The organism is Aurantimonas sp. A2-1-M11 (genome assembly GCF_036549475.1).
GTDB lineage: Bacteria > Pseudomonadota > Alphaproteobacteria > Rhizobiales > Rhizobiaceae > Aurantimonas.
Genome location: NZ_JAZHLI010000002.1, coordinates 183,189 through 191,610, shown reverse-complemented (window position 1 = coordinate 191,610; position 8,422 = coordinate 183,189). Strand labels below are relative to the sequence as shown.

The 8,422-nt window shown below is 67.5% G+C and carries 9 protein-coding genes; 8 read left to right on the top strand and 1 reads right to left on the bottom strand.

All coding sequences use genetic code 11. The annotated features are described in order from the left end of the window. Positions 1-192: hypothetical protein (locus VQ042_RS01860; protein ID WP_331814849.1), on the top strand; the 192-nt coding region annotated here is incomplete at its 5' end. 41 nt (positions 193-233) lie between these two features. On the opposite strand, the gene VQ042_RS01855 is transcribed toward VQ042_RS01860, so the two are convergent. Further along, positions 234-1,142: a LysR family transcriptional regulator gene (locus tag VQ042_RS01855; RefSeq protein ID WP_331814828.1), complete on the bottom strand. Its 909-nt coding sequence runs from the start codon at positions 1,140-1,142 to the stop codon at positions 234-236. 283 nt (positions 1,143-1,425) lie between these two features. On the opposite strand from VQ042_RS01855, the gene VQ042_RS01850 reads away from it, so the two are divergent. The 7 genes from VQ042_RS01850 (at position 1,426) to VQ042_RS01820 (ending at position 8,391) form a co-directional block, all read left to right on the top strand. Next, entirely contained in the window at positions 1,426-2,652 is a 1,227-nt protein-coding gene (locus VQ042_RS01850) for an aminotransferase (protein ID WP_331814827.1), read from the top strand. Beyond that, on the top strand, positions 2,645-3,700 hold the full coding sequence (gene speB / locus VQ042_RS01845; protein ID WP_331814825.1) for an agmatinase: 1,056 nt from the start codon (positions 2,645-2,647) through the stop codon (positions 3,698-3,700). Before VQ042_RS01850 ends, speB begins: the two co-directional genes overlap by 8 nt. 34 nt (positions 3,701-3,734) lie before the next feature. After that, a complete protein-coding gene (locus tag VQ042_RS01840) occupies positions 3,735-4,823 on the top strand; it encodes an ABC transporter substrate-binding protein (protein ID WP_331814823.1) in 1,089 nt (362 codons plus the stop codon). 73 nt (positions 4,824-4,896) lie between these two features. Continuing rightward, positions 4,897-5,940: an ABC transporter ATP-binding protein gene (locus VQ042_RS01835; protein ID WP_331814822.1), complete on the top strand. Its 1,044-nt coding sequence runs from the start codon at positions 4,897-4,899 to the stop codon at positions 5,938-5,940. Continuing rightward, on the top strand, positions 5,937-6,803 hold the full coding sequence (locus VQ042_RS01830; protein WP_331814821.1) for an ABC transporter permease: 867 nt from the start codon (positions 5,937-5,939) through the stop codon (positions 6,801-6,803). Before VQ042_RS01835 ends, VQ042_RS01830 begins: the two co-directional genes overlap by 4 nt. Continuing rightward, the gene (locus VQ042_RS01825) at positions 6,800-7,606 is read left to right on the top strand and encodes an ABC transporter permease (RefSeq protein WP_331814819.1); all 807 of its coding nucleotides are present in this window, start codon (positions 6,800-6,802) and stop codon (positions 7,604-7,606) included. The genes VQ042_RS01830 and VQ042_RS01825 overlap by 4 nt, the downstream gene beginning before the upstream one ends. Beyond that, positions 7,603-8,391, top strand: a complete 789-nt coding sequence (locus VQ042_RS01820) for a carbon-nitrogen hydrolase family protein (protein ID WP_331814817.1) — start codon at positions 7,603-7,605, stop codon at positions 8,389-8,391. The genes VQ042_RS01825 and VQ042_RS01820 overlap by 4 nt, the downstream gene beginning before the upstream one ends. Positions 8,392-8,422 lie beyond the last annotated feature (31 nt).

Here is an 8,422-nt window from a genome sequence, read left to right as displayed (position 1 = left end):
GTAGACCCGCCGGACATCCCGCGGATCCTCAATCTCGGCGAAATATTCCAGGAGAACCCGAAGGCGCGATTTCGAACTCCATTCGTCGGCAGAAAGGTTCCTGGCGGCGGCTCCTCGAATCAAACCGCCCCAATGGAATCAGCCGACGCGCAATCCGTCACCTACTGTCACATGAGTTCGGAGCCCTGGTGAAACGCAGGTGAGTATGGTCGCCCCTCACGAACGGCCCGCGATCAGGCGTCCTGTCCCGACCGCCAGACCGTTCGCACCGTCTCGATGAAGGCCGCCGCCACGTCGCTCGGCCGCCGGTTGCGTGGCGAGAACAGTTCGAACTCGCAGGTATAGCCGATCTCGTCCGGCCGGATCGCCCGCAACGTGCCGACCGCGACCCCCTCCGCCGCATAATGGTTCGGCAGGAGGCCGATGTAGCGACCCGACTGGATCAGGATGAGCTGGGGCTCGATCTGGAAGACGGTCGCCTCGACTCGCCAGTCGAGCTGTCGCAGGGTGTCCTCGTCGCGCCAGTAGCCGCGATGGACGAAGGGCATGCGCGCAAGACGCGCGTCGGTGAGTTCGGCGTCGTCCGCCTGGAAGGCCTCGTGCAGCTGCCCGCAATACAGGCTGTGGCGCTCGTCGTGGAGCCGGTCATAGACGATGCCGTCCATCCGGTTGCGATAACTGCCGATGGCGCAGTGATAGAGCCCGTCCAGCACCTTCTGCTGCAGATCCTGCGGCCGCTCCTGGGCGATCACCAGCCGGACTTGCGGGGCAATGCGGCCGAACGCGGCGATAACCTCGGCCAGTCGATTGGCCGGATCGGAGACGACGGCATCGAGGATGCCGATCCGCAGTTCCCCGCGCAGTTCGCCGCGCACCGAAGCGACGTCGGTGGAGAAATCCTGCAGCGCCTTTTCGAGCTGGCGCCCGGCCTCCCAGACGGCCCGGCCCTTCTCGGTCATGCGAAAACCGCCGCGACCGCGCTGGCACAGGACGAATCCGAGCCGCTCCTCCAGGGCCGTCATGTGGTTGGAGATGGTGGACTGGCTGACATTCAGGTCACCCGCTGCCGCCGCGAAGCCGCCATGGCGCACGACCGCATCGAAGACCTGCAGCAGGCGAAGATCACTTCCGGAAACGCGCATGATCGGCCAATTCACTTTGATGAACATCAATGTTTGAATTGATAGGCCGTTATTCCACCATCCGTCCAGCGCGGCACATGATGAGGAAAAGGGCATGCGCCCTACATGAACAATTGAGCAGCAGGGACTCGGCGGTGTGTGTCGGTTGCCAGGGCTGCGGGGAGAAGCAACATGATCCGTTCTGCAAGAGCCGGTAGCCGGTGAGCGTTCAGGTATTGCTCACCGCAATTGTGGGCGCAGGCTGCAATTCCTGGCCCCTGGCGGGCAACTGTCCGGGCAGCCCATGACGGCGCCCGTGCCCAACCCGCTGCTGTCGGCCGTCACCGTGCCGCCCATCGCCCGCGCCGGCCGGTGGATCGCGGCCTATGACGGCAGCCACGGCCCGCTGATCGACTGCAGCCAGGCCGTTCCGAACCATGCCCCGCCGGCCGAATTCGCCGTGCGGCTGGCCGAGGCGGCCGCCTCCTCGTCCGGCGCCCGCTATGGCGACATTCTCGGCGACCGCGCTTTGCACGAGGCCTATGCCGCCCATGTGGCCGCACGCTACGGCGCTGCCGTCCACGCCGGCCGTATCGCCATCACCAGCGGCTGCAACCAGGCCTTCTTCGCCGCCATGCTCAGCGTCGCGCGCAGCGGCGACGCCGTCGTCCTGCCGGCGCCCTGGTACTTCAATCACAAGATGACGCTGGAGATGCTCGGCATCGAGGCTAGGCCGCTCCAGACCGAGGCGGCCGACGGATTCCTGCCATCGGTGGCCGGGCTGGAAGCGGTGCTGGACGAGCGCTGTCGGGCGCTGGTGCTGGTCAGCCCGAACAATCCGACCGGCGCGGTCTATCCACCGGAGCGTCTGGCAGAACTCTTTGAGATTTGCGTCGCGCGCGGCATTTATCTCGTCCTCGACGAGACTTACCGCGATTTCCTCGCCCCCGCTCTCGGCCGGCCGCATGCGCTTTTCGCCCGAACGGACGCGCGCGAAAACCTGATCGCGCTCTATTCCTTCTCCAAATCCTACGCCATTCCCGGCCACCGGGTCGGCGCGATGATCGCCGGCGAGACCCTGATCGGCGAACTGGAGAAGGTCATCGACTGCATCCAGATCTGTGCGCCGCGTCCGGCCCAGGCGGCGCTGCCCTGGGCGATCGGCGAACTGGCCGGCTGGCGCGACGCGAACCGCGACGAGATCGCCCGCCGGGCCGTCATCTTCCGTGACGCCTTCGCGGCCCTGCCCGGCTGGTCGCTGGACCAGATCGGCGCCTATTTTGCCTACGTCCGCCATCCCTTTCCGGACCGGCCGGCCGAGGCCGTCGCCGAGGCCCTGACCCGCGAACTCGGGGTCCTCGTCCTGCCCGGCAGCTTCTTCGGCCCCGGCCAGGAAAGTCACCTGCGGATTGCCTTTGCCAATGTGGATGCGGACGGCATCCGCGAGATGGCCCGGCGGATTGGTCTCGGCCTCTCGGCCGGCGCCTTCGCCCACGAACCAGACCGTCCAGCGAGGAAGCTTCATGGATAGCGGCAAACTGGCGGCGCTGCGGCAGCGTTTCGCCGGCGACAACGAGCGTGTGATCTACGACGAGGGCTTTGCGGCCGTGGCCGACCGGCTGTTCGACCCCAAGGGTACCCGTGTCGCCCCCTATGCCGGCGTGCCGACCCTGCTCGATGCGCCCTGGCGCGCGGTCGACTGGTCCGCACCGGACCTGTCGGGCCTCGACGTCGCGATGATCGGCGTGCCGATGGACCTCGGCGTCACCAATCGCAACGGCTCGCGCTTCGGGCCGCGGGCCCTGCGCACGATGGAGCGTGTCGGGCCCTACAATCACGTCCTGAAGACGATGCCGACGGCCAGCCTGAAGGTGGCGGATATCGGCGACGTGCCCTTCCGCAGCCGCTTCGATCTGGCCACCTCGCACGAGGACATCGAGCGCACCGCCGCGGCGATCGCCAAGGCCGGCGTGCTGCCGCTCTTCGTCGGCGGGGATCATTCGATCACCCTGCCGATCCTCAGGGCGCTCTGCGCCGACCGCCCAGTCGGGATGATCCACATCGACGCCCATTGCGACACGTCCGGCCCCTTCGACGGCTGCAAGTTCCACCATGGCGGCCCCTTCCGCCAGGCGGTGCTGGACGGCGTGCTCGATCCCGAACGCACCATCCAGATCGGCATCCGGGGCGCGTCGGAATATCTGTGGGAGTTCTCCTTCGAATCCGGCATGACCGTCATCCATACCGAGGAGATCCCCGGCATGGGCATCGAGGCGGTGATCGCCCAGGCCCGTGCCGTCGTCGGCGACGGACCGGTCTATGTCTCCTTCGACATCGACAGCCTCGACCCGGCCTTCGCACCGGGCACCGGCACGCCCGAGATCGGCGGCCTGACCACGCGCGAGGTGCAGATGATCCTGCGCGGCCTCGCCGGCATCGACATGATCGGCGGCGACGTGGTGGAGGTGGCCCCGCAATACGACGCCACCACCAACACCGCCCATGCCGGCGCGCAGATGCTGTTCGAACTGCTGAGCCTTGCGGATTTCACGCCGAACCGTCCCGGCGCTGCCCGCTGACCTGCCAGACATGTGCAACCAAGGAGATCAAGTCATGACGCGGAAGTCCCCTCTCATCCTGACCCGGCGGCATCTGCTCGCCGCCGCCGGCGCCGCAGGCGCCACGCTGGCCATGCCGTCGATCCTCAGAGCCCAGGACAAGAGCCTGAAAATCGGCGTCTATGGCGGCTACTTCAAGGATTCCTTCGACACCAACATCTTCCCGGCCTTCACCGAAGCGACGGGCATCGCCGTGGAGAGCGTCGCCGAGCCGACCGGCGAAGCCTGGCTGGTGCAGCTCGAGCAGGCTGCCCGGGCCGGCGTCGCGCCGGCCGACGTCTCGATGATGTCGCAGGTCGCCATGCGCAAGGGTCTGCAGACCGAGCTCTGGCAACCGCTGGACATGGACAGGATCACCCGCTCCGGCGACGTCCTGCCGCCCTTCGTCGTGAGCTATCCCGACGGCCGGGTCGCCGGCATCGGCGCCGTCGCCTGGTACATCAATCTCGTCACCAACACGGATGTCTATCCGGAGGCGCCCGATAGCTGGGCCGCGCTCTGGGACCCGGCCAACAAGGAGAAGCTGGGGCTGCTCGCCCTCGTCTCGAACTCCTTCCTCCTGGAAGTCACCGCCAGGACCTTCTTCGACGGCACCGACATCCTCGACACCGAGGAGGGCATCCTGCAGGTGATGGACAAGCTGGCCGAGGTGAAGCCGAACGTCCAGCTCTGGTACCGGGACGAGGCGCAGTTCGAGCAGGCGCTGAAATCCGGCGAGATTCCGATGGGCCAGTATTATCACGACGTGACGGGCCTGGCCGCGGCCGACGGCTTCCCGGTCCGCTCGACCTTCCCGAAGGAAGGCGGCATCTCCGATTCCGGCTGCTGGGCCGTCTCCAAGGCGTCCGAGAAGGGCGACATCGCCCATGAGTTCATCGACTACATGACCCAGCCGGAGATCCAGAGCCTGCTCGCCCGCAAGGTCGGCACGGCCCCGGTGATCAAGCGCGACCTCCTCGACCTCACCGATGAGGAATTCGCGGCGGTCTCCTCCGAGATCGACCCGATCGTTCCGCGCTACGATCTGTATGTCGAGAAGTCCGACTGGCTGAACCAGAAATGGACCGAACTCATCGTCGGCTGAGCCGAGCCTTCAACGTCTGCCGGTCGCCTCCTTCCGGGGCGGCCGGCCCATCGCATCAGGAACCGCACAGCCGATGAGCGCACTCGAACTTGCCAACATCACCAAGCGCTACGGCTCCGTCCTGGCCGTCGACGACGCGGTGCTCGAGGTTCCGGCCGGCAGCTTCGTCTGCCTGCTCGGCCCGTCCGGCTGCGGCAAGACCACGCTCATGCGCATGATCGCGGGTCTGGAAACGCCGACCAGCGGCACGATCCGCTTCGACGGCACCGTCATCGACGACCGCCCCGTCCACCAGCGCGACTTCGGCATGGTGTTCCAGTCGCTGGCGCTCTTCCCCCATCTGAGGGTCGGCGACAACATCGCCTATCCGCTGAAGATCCGCGGCCGGGGACGCGCCGAGCGCGACGCCCGCGTCACCGAACTGCTGGATCTGGTCCGCCTGCCCGGCGTCGCCGACCGGCCGGTGGCGCAATTGTCCGGCGGCCAGCGCCAGCGGGTCGCCATCGCGCGGGCGCTCGCCGTCTCGCCAAAACTCTTCCTTCTCGACGAGCCGCTGTCGGCGCTCGACGCCAAATTGCGCGAGGCCATGCAGGTGGAACTGCGGCAACTGCAGGAGCGGCTCGGCATCACCACCATCGTCGTCACCCACGACCAGCGCGAGGCCATGACCATGGCCGACACCATCGTCGTCATGAAGGGCGGCCGCATCCAGCAGATGAACCGGCCGATCGACATCTATCGCCGCCCCGTCAATGCGTTCGTCGCCGACTTCCTCGGCCAGACCAACCTCCTGACGGCGCATGCAGCCGAGGGCGGCGCGACCATCGCCGACGCACCGATCCCGGGCCTGGCGCTGCCGCCGGGCTGCGCGACCGCGGAAGTCTCGATCCGTCCGGAAGACGTCAGCGTCGAGCGCGAGGGTGCCGCGTCCCTCCCTGCCAGAGTGGAGTTCGTCCGCGACATGGGCTCGGCGGTCGAGGTGTATCTGGAAACGGCCGCCGGGCGCATCGTCGCGCAGCGGGCGGCTGGCCGCAACGATCTGGCGGTGGGCGACAAGGTCTCCCTGGCGCTCGATCCGGCCGCCATCGTGGTCTTTCCCGCCGGAGGCGCCGCATGAGCGCCGCCGCGCCCGACAAGGCAGCCGGCGGCTGGCGCGATCAGCTGCCGCTGGTCTTCCCGGCGCTGATGCTGCTCGCCTTCTTCGTCGTGCCCTTCGGCCTGATGATCGCCGTCTCGCTGTTCGAGCGGGTGGCAGGCGGCTTCTACCAGCCGGTCCTGACGACGGCGAACTATGCCCGTTTCCTCAGCCTGTTCTTCGGCGAGATCCTGCTCTTCTCGCTCGGCCTCTCTGCGCTGGTCTCGGCGCTCTGCCTGATCGTCGGCGCACCATTCACCTATCTCCTGACGAAGCTTGGCCGAAAATGGCAGGTGCCGTGGCTGGTGGCGATGCTGGCCGTCCTGTCCCTGTCCGAGGTGATCATCGGCTTTTCCTGGTCGACGCTGCTCAGCCGCACCGCCGGCCTGTCCAATCTCTTCGTCGCCATCGGCCTGATGGAAACGCCGGATGCCTGGACACCCGGTTTCATCGCGGTGGTGGCCGGCATGACCTACCAGGCCTTTCCCTACGCCGTGCTGGTGCTCTACCCCTCCTTCTCGCGGCTCGACCCGTCGCTGGCCGAAGCTGCGCGCACGCTTGGCGCCTCGCCGCTGCGCGCCTTTTTCACGGTGATCCTGCCGGCGCTCCGGGCGGCGCTGATCGCGACCTTCATCATCGTCTTCGTCTTTGCCCTCGGCGCCTATCTCCTGCCGCAGCTTCTCGGCCGGCCGGAGCACTGGACCCTGTCGGTCCTCATCACCGACCAGGCGATCTACCAGTCGAACATGCCCTTCGCGGCGGCGATGGCGGTGTTCCTCGTGATCACCAGCCTGTCCCTCGTCCTGCTGACAACCGCCCTGGGCCGCAAGGGAGGGACCCCATGACCGGCACGCTCCTCACGCGCCTGTTCTTCGCCGCGGTCGGCCTGTTCATGGCGGCGCCTCTGGTCGTCATCGCCGGCGTCTCGATCAGCGAGAAGCGCAGCCTGACCTTTCCGCCCGAGGGCTTCTCGCTTGCCTGGTACGGCCAGATCTTCACCGATGCGGGCTGGCGCGGCGCGCTGACCACCTCGGTGCTGATTGCGCTGGGCGCGGCGACCATCGCCGTCCTCATCGCACTGCCCATCGCCTATGCGCTGTGGCGCCGCGTGACGGTGATCGGCCGTGTCGTGCAGCTGCTCGGCGTCTCGCCCTTCGTCCTTCCGCCGGTGATCACCGCGCTCGGCGCCCTGTCCTTCTGGGCGACCATGGGCGGGTACGGCGCCTGGTACACGGTGGTGGTGTCCCATGCGATCTTCTTCACCAGCCTGCCGCTGGTGACCATCTCGCTCGGCTTCCAGACGATCGACCGGGAGGTGACTGAGGCCGCCCGCACCATGGGTGCCGACGAGCGGACCATCCTGACCACGATCGTCCTGCCGATGATCGCGCCATACATTGTCTCGGGCTTCGCGTTCGCCTTCGTCCTGTCGCTGAACGAGTACATCGTCGCCTACATGACCGTGGGCTTCACCCTGGAGACCGTGCCGATCAAGATCTTCAACGCCCTGCGCTACGGCTACACGCCGACCATGGCCTCGGTCTCGATCCTCTTCGTGGCGGTCGCCGTGGTCGTCTTCGGCCTCGTCGCCCGCTTCGGCGACCTGCCGCGCCTGCTCGGGGCATGGTCGGACGGAGACGGCAAATGAAGGTCGCAGCCATCCAGATGGACGCCGGCACGACGGCAGTGGCCGAACGGCACGCCGCGATCCACCGCAGCCTCAAGGACGCCGCCGCGGCCGGTGCCGACCTAGTGGTCCTGCCCGAACTCGCGCCCACCGGCTATGGCGCCGGGCAGGCGATCGTCGACACGGCAGAGGCGACCGACACCGGCCTTGCCGAGTGGCACACGGCAGCGGACCGGCTCGGCATCGCGATCGTCATGGGTCTCGCCGTCCGAACGCCGCAGGGCGTCGACAATGCCGCGGCGCTGCTTGCCCCGGGCTCTGCGCCGGTGCTCTACGCCAAGCGCATGCTCTATGGCGACTACGAGAAGGGCCTGTTCACGCCCGGCGATGCCCCCTCGCCCATCGTCGAGATCGCCGGCCTGCGCTGCGGCCTCCTCGTCTGCTTCGACGTCGAGTTTCCCGAACTCTGCCGCGACCTTGCCCTGCGCGGCGCCGACGTGATTCTCGTGCCGACCGCCCTGCCGCAGAGCGACGGCGCGCGCTTCATTGCGCAGAACGTCGTGCCGGTGCGCGCCTTCGAAAACCAGCTTTTCGTCGTCTATGCCGATCATTGCGGCAGCGATGGCGCTTTCGCCTATCAGGGCCAGTCGGTGATCGCGGCGCCGGACGGATTGGTCCTCGCCTCGGCCGGCGAGCACGACGCGGCGATCATCCTCGCCGATCTCGATCCCGCCGCCTATCGGGCAAGCCGCGACCAGAACCCCTATCTCGCCGAGACGCGAAGCCGCCGCCTGACTGCCACCTGACAATCCATCCCGGGCACTTGGCGAGGTGGCC

Coding starts and splice junctions, on each gene's coding strand:
- VQ042_RS01855 (WP_331814828.1), bottom strand. CDS start 1,142: ATGCGCGTTTCCGGAAGTGATCTTCGCCTGCTGCAGGTCTTCGATGCG.
- VQ042_RS01850 (WP_331814827.1), top strand. CDS start 1,426: ATGACGGCGCCCGTGCCCAACCCGCTGCTGTCGGCCGTCACCGTGCCG.
- speB (WP_331814825.1), top strand. CDS start 2,645: ATGGATAGCGGCAAACTGGCGGCGCTGCGGCAGCGTTTCGCCGGCGAC.
- VQ042_RS01840 (WP_331814823.1), top strand. CDS start 3,735: ATGACGCGGAAGTCCCCTCTCATCCTGACCCGGCGGCATCTGCTCGCC.
- VQ042_RS01835 (WP_331814822.1), top strand. CDS start 4,897: ATGAGCGCACTCGAACTTGCCAACATCACCAAGCGCTACGGCTCCGTC.
- VQ042_RS01830 (WP_331814821.1), top strand. CDS start 5,937: ATGAGCGCCGCCGCGCCCGACAAGGCAGCCGGCGGCTGGCGCGATCAG.
- VQ042_RS01825 (WP_331814819.1), top strand. CDS start 6,800: ATGACCGGCACGCTCCTCACGCGCCTGTTCTTCGCCGCGGTCGGCCTG.
- VQ042_RS01820 (WP_331814817.1), top strand. CDS start 7,603: ATGAAGGTCGCAGCCATCCAGATGGACGCCGGCACGACGGCAGTGGCC.